The sequence below is a fragment of the Jannaschia formosa genome (assembly GCF_003340555.1).
Classification (GTDB): Bacteria; Pseudomonadota; Alphaproteobacteria; order Rhodobacterales; family Rhodobacteraceae; genus Jannaschia; species Jannaschia formosa.
Map to the genome: position 1 here is coordinate 36,996 of NZ_QPLJ01000018.1, position 16,323 is coordinate 53,318.

Below are 16,323 nucleotides of genomic sequence, written 5' to 3' on the forward strand. Positions count from 1 at the left end.
CGGTCGAGCCATGCTCGAAGCAGGGGCGTGTTCTGGTCAGAAAACGCTGCTGTTGAAAATAAGGTCCGCGGCGGCAGAAGGCGTTTGGTCCGTCCCGGGCGCCGGTCTCTTCGTGCATGTCCTGTCACTTTCTTCGGGATGAGTCGCAAGAAGCTGTCATCCGTCTCTGTCCGACGCGCTTCGGCCGTGACATTTTTCGCGTCGAGGATAGCTATGTCCGGGATCGAACGAAATCCTCGATTCCGGTCCCGCTCGACGGTGTCGCTCTGGTCTCGCGCGGACCGCAGGCCCGGGGCGCGAAAGGCGGGAGACGGCGCCTGACCGCGGGCGGGGAGGGGGGCTCTGCCCCCGCGCCTGCGGCGCTCCCCCCGGAGTATTTCCGGCCACAGGAAGGAGGCGGGGGCGCGTTGAAGCGTCGGAGGATTTCAGCGAGTCGGGAAGTCCCGGAAAGGTTTCGGGAGGGCGCAGCCCGGCAGGGTCTTTCCGGGTCGATATCATCGTCCGGGGCGTTAACCTTAACAGGTCGTTGCGGGTGGATCAGGGCGCGGGCCGGGGCGGCGGGTCCATGTCGCCGGTCAGCTCGTGCGGCAGCTCCGCGTCCTCGGGGGCGAAGGCGGCCCCGGCCTCGGGCGGCGGGTCGGCGGGGCGGAGCGGGCGGGGCGGCGCGCCGGGGTCGAGATCGGCCAGGCGGAAGCCGTGGCGCGCGTCCATATGGGCGTCGAGCCGGGCGACGGCGGCATCGTTGCCGCCCGCCTGATTGTAGATCCGGTAGAGGCTGTCGCCGGCCTCGTCTGCCTCCAGAGTGCCCGAGGAATAATCCGGGTTGAGCACGTAGCAGGGCACGCGCGCGAGGCCCAGATGCCAGCGGAACCACAGGTCGTCGACGGTGGGCGCGACCCGCAGCGCCGTCTCGATGTCCAGGACAGCGGCCGGGAAGAAGGCGGTGTCGTAGAGCACCCCGTCCTTGCCCGTGGGCAGGATCAGCCGGCCCGGGTTCTGTTCCAGCCGCCCGCGCATCCAGGTGCGGTAGGGGGCGGGGGCGCCGCCCTTGAGGCGGATCTGGTGGCCCCGGTAGGCGATGGCGCAGCCGTATACGCCATGGGCCGCGACCAGCCCGCCCAGCCAGTCGCGCGGGTAGAGCGTGTCGTCGTCGGCCGTCGCGACCAGCCGCGACTGCCCCCAATGGGCGCGCAGATAGGGCAGCAGCTTGCGGTAGGGCCCCCAGTTCGGGACGAAATGGACCTTGAGGCGCGGGTCCGCGGCCTGAAGCGCGGCGATGGGGCCGGGCGTCTCGGGGACGCCGCGGTCGAGGAGGTGCGGCTCGTGGCTGAGATAGAGGTTCACGCTATCGGGCGCGTGGTCCTGGGCGAGCAGCGATTCCAGCGTGCGCGGCAGCCCGTCGAGCCGGGGGGAGATCGAGGTGAGCGAGATGTCGACGCGGGGGGTCATGGCGTCTCCGACCGCAGGGCCTGGGGGACGACGGCGCGGGGGCGGGCGTCGCCGTCGCGCACCGCGCCCCAGGCGGGGGGGCGGCGGTCGATATGGCCGCGCCAGAGCTGCAGCGCCTCGCGCCGCTCGGCCCGCACCCGCTGCGACAGGGTGGTGGCGGCCGCAAAGCAGAGCATCGGGGGGCCGGGGAGTTCGCGGAGGGCCTGGGCGCCGCGGGCGCCGCGCAGGCGCTCGCGCATCTCGACGTCCCCGCGCGACCGGGTGGGCGCGAAGGGGCCGATCCGGTCGAAGACCGCGCGGCGGAACATCGAGCTCATCGGCCCGTCGCCCAGCGTGGCGAAGCGCGCCTCCATCTGCACCTCGCCCCGGGCGTCGATCCGAAGATGCGGCGTGGTGACGAGGTCGAGGCCGGGATCGGCGGCGAAGGCGTCGAGCTGGGCCGCGAAACGGTCGGGGTGGGACCAGTCGTCCGCGTCCTGGATGGCGAGGAAGGCGCCGGTCGCGCGTTCCAGCGCGGCGTTGCGGCCCGCATAGGGGCCTGCGTTGCGGGCCATGCGGATCAGGATCAGGCCGGGATCGGCATCGCAGGCGGCGTCGATGGCGGCGCGGCCTTCCGGGCCGGAGGCGTCGTCGACGAGGAAGATCTCCATGTCGGCGTGGCCCTGCGCGCGCAAGCTCGCCAGCGACAGGGCCAGCATTTGGGGGTCCGGCTCCCAGGCGCCGACGACGACCGAGACGCGGGTGCCGGGATGGCCGGGCAGGGTGGCGCGGCTCGTGGCAGCGGCTTGGGCGAAGACCTCCGCGGCCGAGGCGCCGCGCAGCGGCAGGGGGAAGCCGGTCCGGGCCAGCCGCGCCTCCAGCGCCTCCGGCCGGCCCAGGAGCTGAAGGCAGAGCGCCGAGAGCTCGGTGCCGTCGGCGAGCAGGCCGTCGGCCTCCAGCGCGGCCAGGTCCTTCCGGTCGCGCAGCAGCGCCGCCATCAGCTTGCGCCGCTGCACGCCGCCGCCGGGCGGGACATGGCCCGCGACCGAGAGCGCCATCGCCGCCAGCTCGTTCGAGAGGCCGCGGAGCCCGTCGAGCCAGGCGGCGAGGTCGCCTTCGTTCAGCTCCCCGAGGCCCGCGAGCGCGGTCTGCGCGGCTTCCCGGTCGCCCGCGGCCAGCGCCGCCTCGAAGCGGTCGCGGGGGTCGCGGGCGGCTTCGATGGCTTGGGCCGCGGGACCCAGGGCGCGGGACAGGAGCGGCCAGTCCGGATGGCCCGGCAGGGCGCGGAAATGGCGGGCGAGGCGGGGGTCGTCCAGCGCTTCGGGCGCAACGCGCGCAATGCGCGCGGCCAGCCGCGCCAGCGCCCCCGCCCCGGCATGGCGCCGGGCGGAGGCGGCGAGCAGCGGAAGCCGCCCCGGCGTGGCGGGGTCGCGGGCGAGCTGCGCCTCGGCCAGCGCGGCCCAGGCGGCCTGCAGCGCGGGCTCGGGCAGGCCGATGGCCCAGAGGTCGGTCAGGGGCGCGATGAGCTGCGGGCGGTCGCCCACCATCTCGGGCCCGGTGACGGCCAGGGCGCGGGCCACCGCGTCGGCGGCAGGATGGTGGCGGGCGTGTTCCAGCGCGGCCTCCAGCGCCTCGGGCGGCAGGTCGGCCAGGATCGCGGGGGTGGCGGCGAGCGCGGCGAGGAAGCGGCCCGTCGCGTCTTCCAGCCCCGCGGGGTCGGTCTCGGGCGCGGCGAGATCGGCGAGGATCGCGAGGACCTCGCCGGCCTCGGGGCGGGCGGCGAAGGCGTCGAGCCGGGCCTCCAGCGCGGAATGATGGGCGGCGCGGCGGGCGAGCAGATGCTCCACCGGCCAGTGTCGGGCGCCGTCGAGCGCCGTGACCAGCGCGCGGGTGATCGGCCCCGCGGCGAGGATCGCGGCACGGGCCGCGGCGTCGAGCCGTTCGGGCGCGAGCGCGCGGGCGAGCCCGGCGCGGGTCGCGGCGGGCAGGGGCGCGCCCGGATCGGCCAGGCCGATGCCGTCCGGCACCGTCACCAGCGGCCCGTGCAGGCCGACCCTGTCCAGCAGGCCCAGCGGCAGGACGGTGAGCGCGGCGGGCAGCAGCCGGGTCGGCTGCGCCCCGCGCCGCGCGTCGATCTCGAAGCGCCCGGTGGCGGGGTCGTAGTCCAGCATGGCGCCGGAGGCGGGGTAGCGCCCGGCATGGGCCCAGTGGCGGGCCACGGCGCGGGTCAGGTGGTCGGGATCGGCGGGGCTGTCGCGGGTGACCAGCACGACGGGCCGCGTCGCGGGCGCGTCGAGCGCGCGGGCGACGGCCAGCGCGGCCTCCCCGTGGCCGGGGATCACGTGGGAGAGGTCGAGATTGAGCCAGGCGCCCTCGGGCGTCTCGGGCTCCAGCCGCAGGACGAGGGCATAGGCACTGGCGGGATCGGCGGCGCCGGGGGGCACGGGGCGGGCGCGGCGGGTGGCGACGGGCAGCGGCGGCAGCGCCGGGCCGGGGGCGTCGAGCCGGGCCACCTCCCCCCGCGCGCGGGGGTCGGGATGGCCTTCCAGCTCGGCGGCCCAGGAGGGGCCCTCCTCCGGGTCGGGGCCCGTCAGCGCGCGGGGGCCGGCGCCGAGCGCGGTGCAGCGCAGCGCGGCGGTCAGGATCGGCGAGAGGGCGATGCCCGGGCGCATGTCGAGCGCGATCCCGGCGGGGCGCGAAAGCTCCAGCGCGCCCTGGGCGTCGCGGGGCAGCTGCATCCAGGCGGCCCGGTCGGCGGGGCGCAGCGCCAGCAGCCCGCGCCCGGCGGCGATCAGCCGGGCGAGGGAGACGGCGCGGGGCGCGGGCTCCTCCGGGTCGCCCGAGACGGCGGCGGTCTCGCCCAGGAGCGCGGCGCTCCAGGCGGCGAGGGGGGCGGGCGCCTGGTGCGCCTCGAGGAGCGCGTTCGCCAGCACCTCGGCGGCGGTCACGGCGCCCTCGGCCAGGCGCGCGGTCTCGGCAAGGGCCAGAAGCTCGGCGGCGCGGGCGGCGGTCAGGCGGCCCTGCTTCGGGCTGTCTTGGGCTGCAACCTCGCGCAGCTTCCACAGATAGGGCCGCTCCGGGTCGCCCAGCGGGGCCAGCACGGCCTCCGCCTCGGCCAAGGCCAGCGCGGCTTCGGCGCCGCTGCGGGGGGCGGTGCGGTCCAGCTCCGCCTCCAGCCAGGCGGCGCGATGGGCGAAGAGCTGCGACTGCAGCAGCCGCCCGAGGAAGGCGTCGACCAGCGGCGGGTCGTCGAGCAGGGCGCGCAGCCGCGGCTCGGAGATGTCGGGCGCACCGTGCAGCGCGGTCAGGTGGCGGTTCACGTCCTCGGGCGCCAGCCCGCGGCCGAGCGCGGCCCGGATCCGCGCCGGATAGCCGGCGGTGCGGGCGAGGAAGCTGGCGGGAAGGCGGGTCATGGGGTCTGGTCGGCCGGAAGGATCGTGTCCCCTTTCCGGGAATCCGGCGGGGATGGCAAATCGCCTCTGCCGGGGCGCAGCAGCGCCTCGATCCGCGCGACGAGCGTGGCGGCGCGGGCGTCGAAGGAGTGATGGGTGGCGGCCCAGGCGGCGGCCTCGGCGCGCAGGTCGGGCGCGGCAGGGTTTTCGCGCGAGCCATGCGCGCCAGGGTTTCCGCGCAAGCCGTGCGCGGGGGGCGGCGGCGCCGAGAGCGCGGCGACGAATTCCGCCTCGGAGGTGTAGCGGGTGAAGAAGCGGGCGGGAACGAGATCCTCCAGCCCCGCCACCTCGTCGACCAGCAGCCGCCCGCCCGCAGCCAGCACGTCGAAGACCCGGTTCGAGACATAGCCCAGCCGCGCCATGTCGGCCCAGTGGTCGCAGACCACCCACCGCGCCGCGCCGTAGAGCTGGCCCAGCACCTCGTTCGGGATCAGCCGGTCCTGCAGGCGCGGGTCCTCGGCCAGCGCCTCCCAGCCGCGGCCGTGGATCTCCAGCGGCAGGTCATGGGCCAGCGCCCAGCGGACCGGGTCGCGGAACACCTTGCGCGAGTTCGCGACATAGAGCGGCGGGCCATCGGCGGCGCGCCCCGGGTCGAAGGCGAAGCGGGTCGTGTCGGTGCATTGCGGCAGCACCGACAGCCTGCCGGGCAGCAGCTGCTCCAGGATCGCGGCATGGGGGGCGGAGGCGATGCAGGCATGGTCGAAGGCGGCGATCTCGGCCGGGCTGACCGCGTCCGGGTGCGAGATCAGCCACATCACGCTCACCTGCCCGCGCCGGGGGGTGTAGGGGTGCAGGCCGCGCAGCGCGATGACGGCGTCGTCGGCCTGCGCCAGCCCGTGCGCCGCGCCTTGCCAGTCGTCGCGGTCGTCGACCCGCGCGACATGGCCCAGCCGCCGGACCGCCGCGGCGAGGCTGTCGGCGAAATGCGCGTCCCCCCATTCGGCGCGGTTGGCCCGGCGGGCCGAGTTCGCGATCGCGATGCGCAGCGGCGGCGGCGGGCGGCGGGCGACGGCCGGGACGCTGTCGACCAGCCGGTCGCAGGCAAGGGCGAGCGGCGTGTCGGGCGCATCGGCGCCCCAGCCGAGCAGGGTCAGCCCCGGCTCCGCCCCGGCGATCCGCCGCGGGTCGAGCGCGGGGTCGGCGACCAGCGCGATGTCGGTGGCGGCGAGGTCGGCATCGGGGGGCAGGCGCAGGTGGCAGGGCAGCGCTTCGGCCAGGGCGGGGGCGAGCATCCCGGCCGCCTCCGGCGACGCGAGCAGCGCGACCCGGGGCCGCGTCCCGGTCAGTGCGCCCTCCGCGTCGGCGCGCAGCAGGCGGCGGGCGCGGGCGCCGAGATGTCTTCTGAACTCCTCCGCGCCGATCGCGGCCTCGCCGGGGGCGGGGCCCTCGGGCAGGCAGGCCAGGCCCCGCCCCGCCTCGCGTAGCCACAGGCAGAGCTCGGCGCGCGCCAGCGCCCCGGGCAGGGCAGGGTCGAGCCCGCCCAAAGCCTCCCAGTCGGCGCGGCGCATGAGGACCGCGCCGGTCAGCGCGGCGCAGGGCAGGGCGGCGTCGCCCTCGTGCCAGACCGGCACCGGATCCGGTGCGAGCCAGATCCCCCCGGTCCCGACCGCGCCGAGGCCCGGGTCGGCGAGATGGGAGGCGAGCCTGCGGCGCAGCCCCTCGGAGAGGTGGCGGCCCGGCGGCTCCAGCAGGATCGTGTCGGCGGGGCCGGGGCCCTGCGGCTCGGGCAGGGACGAAAGCGGCGGCGGGGCCGCGCCGGTCAGGCCGGGGGGCGGGGGGAGGACGATCTCCGCCCCCTCCAGCGCGCCGGGCGGGTCGGTGACGAGCGTCAGTCGCGCCCCTTGCGCCGCGATTCCCGGGGGCAGGTCGAAGCGGAAGGCGAGGGCGGCGGCGCGCGCCGCCTTGTCGAGCCCGCCCCGGGCGCGGCCCTTCGTGCGGGTCTCGGCCAGGACGGCGCCGTCCCGGGTCAGGCGCAGCGTCACCGGCGCGTCCGGCGCCTCGGGGCAGATCGCGCGCCCCGCGATCCCGGAGGCCGTGGCCCGGCTCACCTCGCCCCGCGCCGTCGCGCCCTCGGGCGGGGGCGGGGCGGGCGGCAGCGCGGGGGGCGGCGTGCCCGGCCCCTGCACCAGGATCGGCACCGGAGGCCCGTCGCCCGCCTGCAGCGCCACCGGCGCCCGCGCCTCGGCGGGGGGCAGCACGGCCTCCAGCCGGAAGCCGCCTCCGGGGTCGGGGAGGTCGGTTCTCCCGGCCTTCGCCGCCGCCGTCCCGCTGGCCGCGACCCGGTCGCCGACCAGCAGCGCCACCGGCGCATGGGCGGCGGCGGCATGGCCCGCGACCGTCAGCCGGAACTCCGCCCGCCGGGTCAGGTCGACCGACAGGGCGGGACCGGGCGCGTCCCCGGGGGCAGGGACGCGCCCGGTCCAGAGCGGCGCGCCATCGGGGCCGAGCAGCGCCAGCACCTCGCCCGGCGGCAGGGGCGGGGCGATCCCGCCCGCGACCCGCCCGTCCGCCGCGACCGCGACGCGGCCGGTCCGGCCCGTCCCTTCGGCGCGCCAGGCGAGGTCGGGCGCGGCGGTCAGGACATGGCCCTCGGGGCCCGCCTGCGTCGCCGTCAGCTCGGCCGCGCCCACGGGAGGACCCGCGCGCCGCGCCGCCAGGTCGGCGACCGGCCGGACCATGGGGGCAGGCGCCTCGGGCGGGCGCATCCCGTCGGGCGCGGGGCGCCGGAGCGCCGTGGCCTCGGCCAGCACGACGTCCAGATCGCGCCCCAGCAGGAAGACGATCCGCAGCCGGTCCAGGTCCCCGGGGCTCAGCGGGAAGGCCGGGGTGACAACCTCCTGCCAGAGGCCGGTGCGCAGGGTCAGCCAGCGGTCCGGGGGGGGCGTCGCGGCCGGCTCCCCGCCGTGGTACGGCCGGATGAGGCAGCGCAGGACCCGCTGCGGCTCGGGCGCGTCGAGCCGCAGGAGCAGCCGCAGCCCCGCCGCCTCGGGCTCAGCCCCGGCCTCGAGATCGAACACCAGCCGCGGCGGGTGGTGGGATTCGCTGCCGGACCCGAGGGCCAGGTGCAGCCCCGGCCCGCCGGGCAGGTCGAGCCGCCGGACCGTTGCGGGCAGGTTCCGGGCTGTCTCGGAGGCGTACCAGTCGAGCCGGGCTGTCGGCGACAGCCGGATCGCGTTGCCCTCGGCGGGCAGGCGGTCGGGGCGCGGGACGGGGGCGACGGGATCGGTCAATAGCGGGTCGCCCCATCGGGGTCGTAGCCGAAGCGCGCGAAATCGACGGCGTAGAGCCGGGCCACCAGCGCCCGCTCGGCGGGGTCGGCGCGGAAGTCGGGGGCGGCGCGGCCCTTCCTGATCCGCCAGTGGCCGCGCCATTGCGCGCGCCCGATCTCGCGCGGGCCCGTCGTGTCGCCGCTTTGCGCGTCGAGCCAGGGGATCACCGCCTCGAGCCCGTCCTCGATGCGGAAGATCGCGGGTTCCGGGTCGCCCGGGACGGGCGCGGGATGGTCCGCCGGGACGGGCGCGGGCAGGAAATCGGCCGTCGGGCGGATGTGATTGTCGAACGCAAAGGGGTCGCGTGCCCGCGCCTCCCAGGCGCCTTCGAGCCAGGTGCCGAAGGAGGTGCCCGGGGGCACGGCATCCTCGACCTCCAGCTTGAAGAGACAGGCCGAGACCAGCCAGTCGAGCGGGTGGCGCACGACGGCGAAGGCCGCGTCGAAGAAGCCCGGCGGGAACAGCCGGGCGAGGTCCTCGCCCGCGACATGCTGCGGCGAGGAGCGGGTCCAGCGCGCCGCCTCGGGGCGGGCGCTGAACTTGCGTTCGAGGAAGGCGGGCGGGCCGAAGCGCTCGGCCAGGTAGGCGCCGAGCGCGGTGCCCCCGCATTTGGGGATATGGGCGAAGTAGAGCAGCGCACCTCCGGCCCTGATGATCGGCATCGTCCCCTCCGCCTCCGCGTCCCCGGGGGGGTGATAGAGCGCCGGGCACGGACATGGAATCGGAAAAGCCCGGGGGCGGGGCGGGTCCAAGGGGGACGCCCCCGGACCTCCGGCGGCCCCGGCATCGCCCGGTCCGGGGCCCCGGACGCCGCCCGGATGGGGGATCCGTCCGGCGGGCATGTCCGGGAGACGTCGAAAGGCGCCCGCCCGGACGGGGACGGGCCCGCCACGCGGCCTCTTCCCGCGGAAGGGCGACGCCTCAAGGGCGTTTCCCGATCTCAGCATCGGCCACACCCCTTGCTCCGGGCCGTCGGAGGGAGGGGGCATTTCGCGGGCCGGGAGGGGCTACGCCCTACGGCGCCCTCGTTTGTCGGAATGAGGATTATGTCATGCCGATGCGCGTCGGGGCCGGACGGTCGGGGCGCGGCGACGTGGCCCGGCATCGTCGGACCCCAGGCCCTGTGGCGGACGAGGGAGATGCCGGCGTCGCGCCGGCTGTCGGGCGCATGGGCGGTCCGGTCCGGAAGATCCCGGCGGAACCGGCCCGGACGGGGGGGCAGCGGCAGGTCGAGAGAGCCGGGGGCGGCGATGCCGGATACAGGTGGGGTGTGGATCGGCCGGTCGGGGACGGAGCGGGAACGAGGCGTGAAGTCCTGCGTCCGGGCCTTGCTCGGCCGGATGCCGGGAATGAGGACCAGGACGAGGGGCCTCCGGTCGGCCTCGGTCGGCTCGGTCTCCTCCCCGGAGGAGGGGAGCGATGCCGGAGCAGGTCCCCGTCTCCAGTCGGCCAGGAAGACGGCTCCGGTTTCGAATGTCCGGAGCTGCGCCGCCGGAGGGCTGGCCCATTGCCTCCGCCGCGTGGCGCGCCGGGTCCCTGCCCTGCCCGGTCGGCTGGGCGGCGATATGCTCCGGCACCGGCAGCAGGGCTGTCCCGACCTGCCGCGTCGAAGGCTTGCCGGCCGGCCCGGTCGAAGAGGTCGTCGCGGCCTCGGACGGCGCCTTGCGGGCGTAGGGTCCGCACCGGTCCATCGGGGCGTCCAGCCGCCTGATCCGGGTGGGCGTCCGGGCGCGGCCGGACCCGCCCCGGCTTTCTGTCCCGTCGGGGATCGACCGCCGCTCCGGTCCCTCGGGGCGTCGGGATGCTGGCGCGGGGTTCTGTCCAAGGGCCCTGCCCCGGGCGTCGCGCGCGGCGCGGGGGCCCGGGGGGCGTCTGGCACGCTCCGCGTCCCGTGCCGCGACGCCTTCCTGCCGCCCGTCCGGGGGAACGACATGCCGGAGGAAACGGCGCGTCCTCCCTGTGAGGAGCGTATCCTGCGCCTCCCGGGAGCGCGGTCGCCGCCGCCTCAGGCGCCGTCGATCAGCCCCGCGAGATGGGCGTGCAGTGCGGCGAGGGAGGCGCCGTCCCCGGTGGTGGGCGGCGGTGGCGGAGAGGCCAGGGCGGCGCCGAGATCGGCCTCGTCCCAGACCACGTGCAGCCCCGCGCGGGCGCCGAGGCGGCGGGCGGTGGCGGCCTGGTGGTCGTTGCGATGCTCGCCCAGATCGGCGCGGCGGGGCACCAGGATCAGCGGCCGGTCGTACTGGCGCGCCGCCAGGATCGAGCCGATCCCGGCATGGGCGACGACGACCCGCGCCGCCGAGAAGAGCGCGTCGAAGCGGTCGGGCGGCAGGGTCGCGTGCAGCTCCAGATGGGGATAGCGGCCGGGATCGGGGCCGATCTGGGCCACGACCCGCTCCTCCGGCATGCGCGCTGCCCAGGCGTCGAGGGCGCGGACGAGCCTCGGGAAGGGAAGCTGGGTGCCGGTGGTGGCGAAGATCATCGCGGCGATCCCGGATCCGGGAGGGCGTCCTGCGGGACGGGGACCTGGGGCCCGGCCGCATCCGGTTCGCCGGCGGCCCGCGGCGGGTTCGGCCGGGCGAGCGTGCCGGGGACCGGACGAAGGTCTTCCGGCAGGCCGCCCGCGTCCGGCCGGACCGGCCCGTGGTCAGGGCCCTGCAGGGGGTCCGCCGACCCGTTGAGGATCGAGCCGGCGAAGGTCGCCCCCTCCGCCTCCGCCACGTCCGGCCATTGCGACAGCCGGTGGCTGGCGAAGCGCGCGGCGAGGCGGCCCGAGGCGGACATCTCCTCGGCGTTGGCGATGCTGTCGACCCAGATCGTGCGCGCGCCCAACAGCCGGCCCGCGGCCAGGGCCAGCACGCCCGGCAGCGCGCCGGTCGTGATCACCACATGCGGGCGGCAGCGCAGGACGTGCCAGGTCACGGCGGCCAGGCAGGCCAGCACCCGCAGCGGCGTGTCCCGGTTGCAATCCGGCACGATGCGGACCGGGGCGTCGCCGGAGCCGGGCGTCAGGCCCCGCAGGGTCGTCAGCCAGGTCGTCTCGTGATGCGCGAAGGACGGGCGCAGCATCAGAAGCTGCATCCAGTGACCTCCGGCGGAGGCCACGGCCAGGACGCGGCGGCGGGGACGGCTCATGGCTCCGGGCTCGGGGGGTCGGGCGCGAGCAGCGCGCCCAGCACGAAGCCGCCGAGATGCGCCTGCCAGGCCAGCTGCCCGGCGAGCGCCCACCACATGGCGAGGTTCAGCCCCAGCAGGACCGCCGCCGCGATCAGCACCGGGCGCTGGCTCAGGCCCTGCGCGCGGCCCTCGGCCCAGCTCCAGCGGAGCAGGCCACCGGCCAGCCCGAAGAGCCCGCCCGAGGCGCCGACCATCGGCGCCGGGCCGGCGGCCAGCAGCCCCTGCGCCACCGCCCCGCCCAGCACCCCCGCCGCCATCAGCGCGACCAGCCCGCGGGCGCCCGCCCGCTCGCCCACGGCGCGGCCCAGCGACCACAGCGTCACCATGTTCATCGCCAGGTGCCAGAGCCCGCCATGCAGCAGCGCGTAGCTCAGGAACATCGTCCAGGGCTGCAGAGCGTAGTTCGGCTGCCACCCGCCCCCGAGGAGCGACGGCCAGAAGGCGCCGTAGTCATAGGCCAGCGCGCGCCAGCGCGGGCTGCCGATCAGGCCCCGGTCCGCCAGTTGCAGCGTCAGCTCGACCGCGGTGCAGGCCAGCAGCGTCGTCCACAGGACCGTGCGGGCGCCCGGCCCGTAGCGGTCGGGGCGGGGCGGGGCGGTCGCCGGCCCGGGCGGTCGCGCGGAGGTCATCGGGACGCGCGGTCTTCTTCCTCGGACCCGCCGGGGATGAAGCGCGGCAGGCGCGGCAGGGTCTCGGCCATCAGGTCGAGGAGGCGGGCATCGGCCGCCGCGACGTCCCCGTCCGGCCCGATCGGTGTAACGAAGCGCACCAGCGCGCCATCGGTCCGGTCGGTCAGCAGGCTGTCGCGGACCACCGCCAGCTTGGCCGCGAAGTCGTTGGTGAAGCGCTGGCCGCGCTGTTCGAACCAGTAGTAGACGAGCTGCTGCTGCAGCCCCTTCTGGATGATCGCGCGGTTGAGCTCGAAGCTGCCGAAGGCGGTGTCGGGGAAGGACACCGCGTGGCGCTCCAGCGAGAAGATCTCCCAGCCGCCGGCGGGCAGGCAGACCTCGGGCGAGTGGATGCCCGAGCCCTCGGTCTGCTTGTGGTAGAAGGCCGAGAAGAAGTTGACCGGCATCCCCTCGCCCGGGACGACATAGGTCGCGTTGATGTAGTCGTCGGCGCCCAGCACGCCCTCGATATCGGGCTCCAGCGGGGTGGTGAAGCCGTTCCAGTCGCCCAACGTCCGCGGGAAGAGCGCGAAGCCGTCCCGCGCCACCGGCATCGGGGTCGGGGCCTGCACCGTCAGGTGGAGCGCGGCGACGGCCGCCGTGACCGCGGTGGCCGCGACCAGCATCGCCGTCGCCGGCAGCCCCGCGATCCGCCCCGCCACGCCCGCAAGACCGGTCGTGTCGAGATCGACGGCCTCCGACAGCGGCAGCGGGTTCGGGGTCAGGCGCTGCAGGGCCACCGCCGCCAGGAACAGCAGCGCGATGCAGGACATGAAGATGATCCAGCCCTCGAAGAAATGCAGGAAGCCCTCGGCATGGCTTATCCCGTAGGCGTTCACCAGCACCCCGATCACCCCGATCCGGAAGGAGTTCATGAAGACGGTCAGCGGCGCGGCCAGCGCGAAGATGACGACCTTGTGCCAGAACGGGCCGCGATAGAGGATCGCGAAGAGATAGCTGAAGGACAGGATCGGGAACAGGTAGCGCAGGCCCGAGCAGGCCTCGGCCACCTGCAGCTTGTAGACGCCGAGATCGATGATGTTGCCGTCGAGATGGACCGGCACGCCGGCCAGCTTCACGAACCAGACGCCGAGCTCGGAGGAGACGCCCTGCAGGAAGGTCGTCATCTGCCAGTAGAGGAACTGCGGCAGCGGCAGCATGAAGATCAGGTGCAGGACGGGAAGCTGGTGGCGGATCCCCCGCTCCCAGCCGAAGACGGTCAGCACGACGCCCCCGGTCCAGAGGATGAAGGCGTAGGTGACGATGTCGGGGATGCGCACCGCATTGCCCAGCCCGGCGATGGCCAGCGCGGCGGCGATCACCAGAAGGCCCGGCCAGCGCCGGACGGGACCGGTCTGCGCCCGCTCCGGCCGGTCGCGCAGCTCGCGCAGGAACAGATAGAGCGAGATCAGCGGGATCAGCGGCCCGTGGCTGTATTCCGGCGTCGACCAGGCCTCGGCCAGCGAGACGAAGCCGATCCAGAAGACCGGCAGCGAGACCAGCACCAGCAGCGCGAGCAGCGGCCCGCCCGTCCGCAGGCCGAACCCCGAGGAATGGCTGTCGTCGATCTGGGCCATGGCGTCGTGTCCTTCGGGCGCGGCGTCGGGGATTCGGGCGAAAGGAGGGGAAAGGGGATGCCCGCGCCCCTATAGACCATCGGGGCGGTGACAAGAAGGCGAGGCGGCGCCCGCCGCCCGGCCCTATTGCCCGTCGGTCACGGCGTCGGTGGCGGCGTCGGGGACGACGCCCGCGGCCTCCAGCACGTCGAGCTCGGCCCGGGCGCGGGCCACCTGCGGCGGCGGGGGTCCCGGCAGCTCGATGGCCAGCGCGCGGCGGAACTGCTGCGCGGCCTCCTCGCGGCGGTCCTGCGCCAGATAGGCCATGCCGAGATGGTACTGCACCGCCGGGTCGCCCGGCAGGCCCTGCGCGGCGGGCTCGAGATAGGCGATCGCGGTCTCGGCGTCGCCGCGGCGATGGGCGATCCAGCCATAGGTGTCCTGGAAGGCGGGGACCTCGGCGTCGCGCAGGCGGCGGGCGACGGCCCAGGCGCGCTCCAGGTTCTCGGGATCCTCGGTCATGGTCGAGAGCAGGCTGGCGAGGTTGTTGGCGACGATCGCGTTGTTCGGCGCCAGCTCGTAGAGCCGCTCGTAGACGGCCAGCGCGCCCTCGGGGTCGCCGCGCTGCTCCAGCAGGCTCGCCTGCGACCAGAGCAGGTTCGGCCCCTCGGGCAGCGCCGCCAGCGCCTCTTCCAGCACGGCATCGGCGCCCTCGGGATCGCCCTGCGCGGCGCGCAGGCGGATCAGGCTCATCCAGACCGTCTCGAGGTCGGGCCGGTCTTCCACCAGGGCGCGGAAGGCGGTCTCGGCCCCCGCCAGGTCGCCCACGGCCTGCAGCGTGGCCGCAAGGGCGAGGCGGCGGACGATGTCCCCGGGGTCCTCGGCCAGCAGCGCCTCGGCATAGGCGCGCGCGCCCTCGAGGTCGCCGGCCTGCAGCCGGGCGCGCAGCGCGGCGACGCGCAGCGAGACGTCGCGGGCCGCGTCCTCGCCCGCGGCCAGCTGGTCGAGGAAGGCCACCGCCTCCTCGGCGCGGCCCTCGGCGGCCAGGCGCACGGCCTGCAGCCCGTCGGCGGCCTGCACGGCCTGCTCGGTCCCGAGGTTGCGCAGGCTGGCCTCGACATCGGCGGCGCGGCGCCAGTCCTCCATCCCGCGATAGGTCCGGGCCAGGGCGAGCAGCAGCTGCAGATTGCCCCGGTCCTGCCGGAGCGCGGCGATCAGCGCCTCCTCGGCGGGCAGGAAGCGGCCCTCGCGGATCAGGTAGTCGGCATAGCGCAGGGTCTCGGCCGGGGCGCGGCCCGACACGTCGACGGCCAGCGACAGCATGTCGGCGGCCAGCGCGCGGGCGCCGTTCCTCAGATGCGCCTGCGCCATCAGCGTCATCGCGGCGGTGTCCTCGGGCGCGGCGTCGAGCGCGGTGCGCAGGCCGGCGATGGCGCGGTCGACCCGGTCGGCCTCGATGTCCCACGCGGCCTGCAGCTTGAGCGCGTCGACCTGGGTGGCGTCGGCCTCCAGCACCTCGGCGACCAGACGCTGGGCGCCGACGCGGTTGCCGGTCTGCTCCAGCATCTGCGCCAGCAGCACGCGCAGCTCGTTCTCCTCGATGCCGGTGCCGGCGCCCGCGAGCAGCGCCTCGAGTTCGGCGATGGCGGGGCCGGTCTCGCCCGCGGCGAAGCGGATGCGCGCCCGCTGCGCGCGCAGCGCGGCGGGGGCGTCCTCCCCGGCCAGGGCCTCGTCCAGCGCGGCGAGCGCGGCCTCGGTCCCGCGCTGCTCGAGCAGGAAGCCCACGCGCAGCACCTCGCGCTCGGCCCGGACCGCGGGGTCGTCGGTGGCGGCGACATAGCCGGCCAGCACCTCGAGCGCGTCCTCCACCCGCCCGTTCCCCGCAAGGAAGCGCACCAGGTCGCCGGTCACCGCATCATCGTCGGGAAACCGGTCGCGGCGTTCATAGAGCGCCGACTCCAGCCCCTCCATGTCCTGCATCCCGACCAGCACCCGCAGCCGGGCGTCGTGCAGGCTGCGGTCGTCCGGCGCGATGGCGAGCACGGTGCCGAACCGCTCCAGCGCACCGGGCAGGTCCTCGGCGCGCAGCGCGCCGTCGATGGCGATGCGGTGCAGCGCCAGCGTCCCGGGCTGGGTCTCCAGCAGCTCCAGCGCGCGGGCACCGGCGGCGGCGCGGGCCTCGGGGTCCTCGGCTTCCAGCGCATCGGCATAGTCGATCGAGACGGCCAGGGCCTGGACGTCCGGGTTTTCGGGGGCGGCGTCGCGGGCGCGGCCGCCATAGCGGCGCACCGCCTCCCAGTCGCCGCGCTCCAGCGCGAGCTGGGCCAGGGTGACGTTGCCGGTCAGGTCGTCGGGATACTGCTCGACCAGGCGCAGGTACTGGCCATAGGCCTCGCGGGTGCGGCCCATCTCCAGCACGGTGGCGGCATAGAGCGCGCGCGCCTCGCGGTGCTGGCCGTCGAGGTCGAAGACGTTGCGCAGCTCGACCAGGGCGCGCTCGGGATCGCCCTCCTCGAGGAGGGCCAGCGCGCTCCGGTAGCGTTCCTCGGCGCGCTCCTCGGCGGACTGGCAGGCCGCCAGGGCCAGCACCGTCAGCCCCGCCAGCAGGGCGGGGCGCAGGCGCGGACGGAAGGAGGGGCGAGACTGGACCATGATCGAAAACCGTTCCGCTGACATCTGTGTCCTGTCGGGCGCGCGCGGCAGGAGGGAATTGGCCTTCAGCATCGCCATGCCGGCCCGGAGCGCAAGGGGAGCCGCGGTCGCGCCCCCGCGCCGG

General features: G+C 76.0%; 9 protein-coding genes. All 9 read right to left on the reverse strand.

Features of this window, described 5'->3' with window-relative positions; genetic code table 11:
• Positions 1-537: 537 nt before the first annotated feature.
• Positions 538-1,449 carry a glycosyltransferase gene (locus DR046_RS16370; RefSeq protein ID WP_115383469.1) on the reverse strand — a complete coding sequence of 304 codons (912 nt, stop codon included), beginning with the start codon at positions 1,447-1,449 and terminating at the stop codon, positions 538-540.
• Positions 1,446-4,841, reverse strand: a complete 3,396-nt coding sequence (locus DR046_RS16375; protein WP_115383470.1) for a glycosyltransferase family A protein — start codon at positions 4,839-4,841, stop codon at positions 1,446-1,448. The genes DR046_RS16370 and DR046_RS16375 overlap by 4 nt, the downstream gene beginning before the upstream one ends.
• Entirely contained in the window at positions 4,838-8,110 is a 3,273-nt protein-coding gene (locus DR046_RS16380; protein ID WP_115383471.1) for a glycosyltransferase family protein, read from the reverse strand. Before DR046_RS16380 ends, DR046_RS16375 begins: the two co-directional genes overlap by 4 nt.
• The gene (locus tag DR046_RS16385; protein WP_167767148.1) at positions 8,107-8,811 is read right to left on the reverse strand and encodes a sulfotransferase family 2 domain-containing protein; all 705 of its coding nucleotides are present in this window, start codon (positions 8,809-8,811) and stop codon (positions 8,107-8,109) included. Before DR046_RS16385 ends, DR046_RS16380 begins: the two co-directional genes overlap by 4 nt.
• A 1,343-nt stretch (positions 8,812-10,154) precedes the next feature.
• The gene (locus tag DR046_RS16395) at positions 10,155-10,628 is read right to left on the reverse strand and encodes a glycosyltransferase (protein ID WP_115383474.1); all 474 of its coding nucleotides are present in this window, start codon (positions 10,626-10,628) and stop codon (positions 10,155-10,157) included.
• Positions 10,625-11,281: a hypothetical protein gene (locus tag DR046_RS16400; protein WP_209313607.1), complete on the reverse strand. Its 657-nt coding sequence runs from the start codon at positions 11,279-11,281 to the stop codon at positions 10,625-10,627. The genes DR046_RS16395 and DR046_RS16400 overlap by 4 nt, the downstream gene beginning before the upstream one ends.
• A complete protein-coding gene (locus DR046_RS16405; RefSeq protein ID WP_115383475.1) occupies positions 11,278-11,952 on the reverse strand; it encodes a rhomboid family intramembrane serine protease in 675 nt (224 codons plus the stop codon). The genes DR046_RS16400 and DR046_RS16405 overlap by 4 nt, the downstream gene beginning before the upstream one ends.
• On the reverse strand, positions 11,949-13,568 hold the full coding sequence (gene xrtD / locus DR046_RS16410; RefSeq protein ID WP_115383476.1) for a VPLPA-CTERM-specific exosortase XrtD: 1,620 nt from the start codon (positions 13,566-13,568) through the stop codon (positions 11,949-11,951). Before xrtD ends, DR046_RS16405 begins: the two co-directional genes overlap by 4 nt.
• 123 nt (positions 13,569-13,691) lie before the next feature.
• The gene (locus DR046_RS16415; RefSeq protein WP_115383477.1) at positions 13,692-16,277 is read right to left on the reverse strand and encodes a tetratricopeptide repeat protein; all 2,586 of its coding nucleotides are present in this window, start codon (positions 16,275-16,277) and stop codon (positions 13,692-13,694) included.
• Positions 16,278-16,323: the final 46 nt, after the last annotated feature.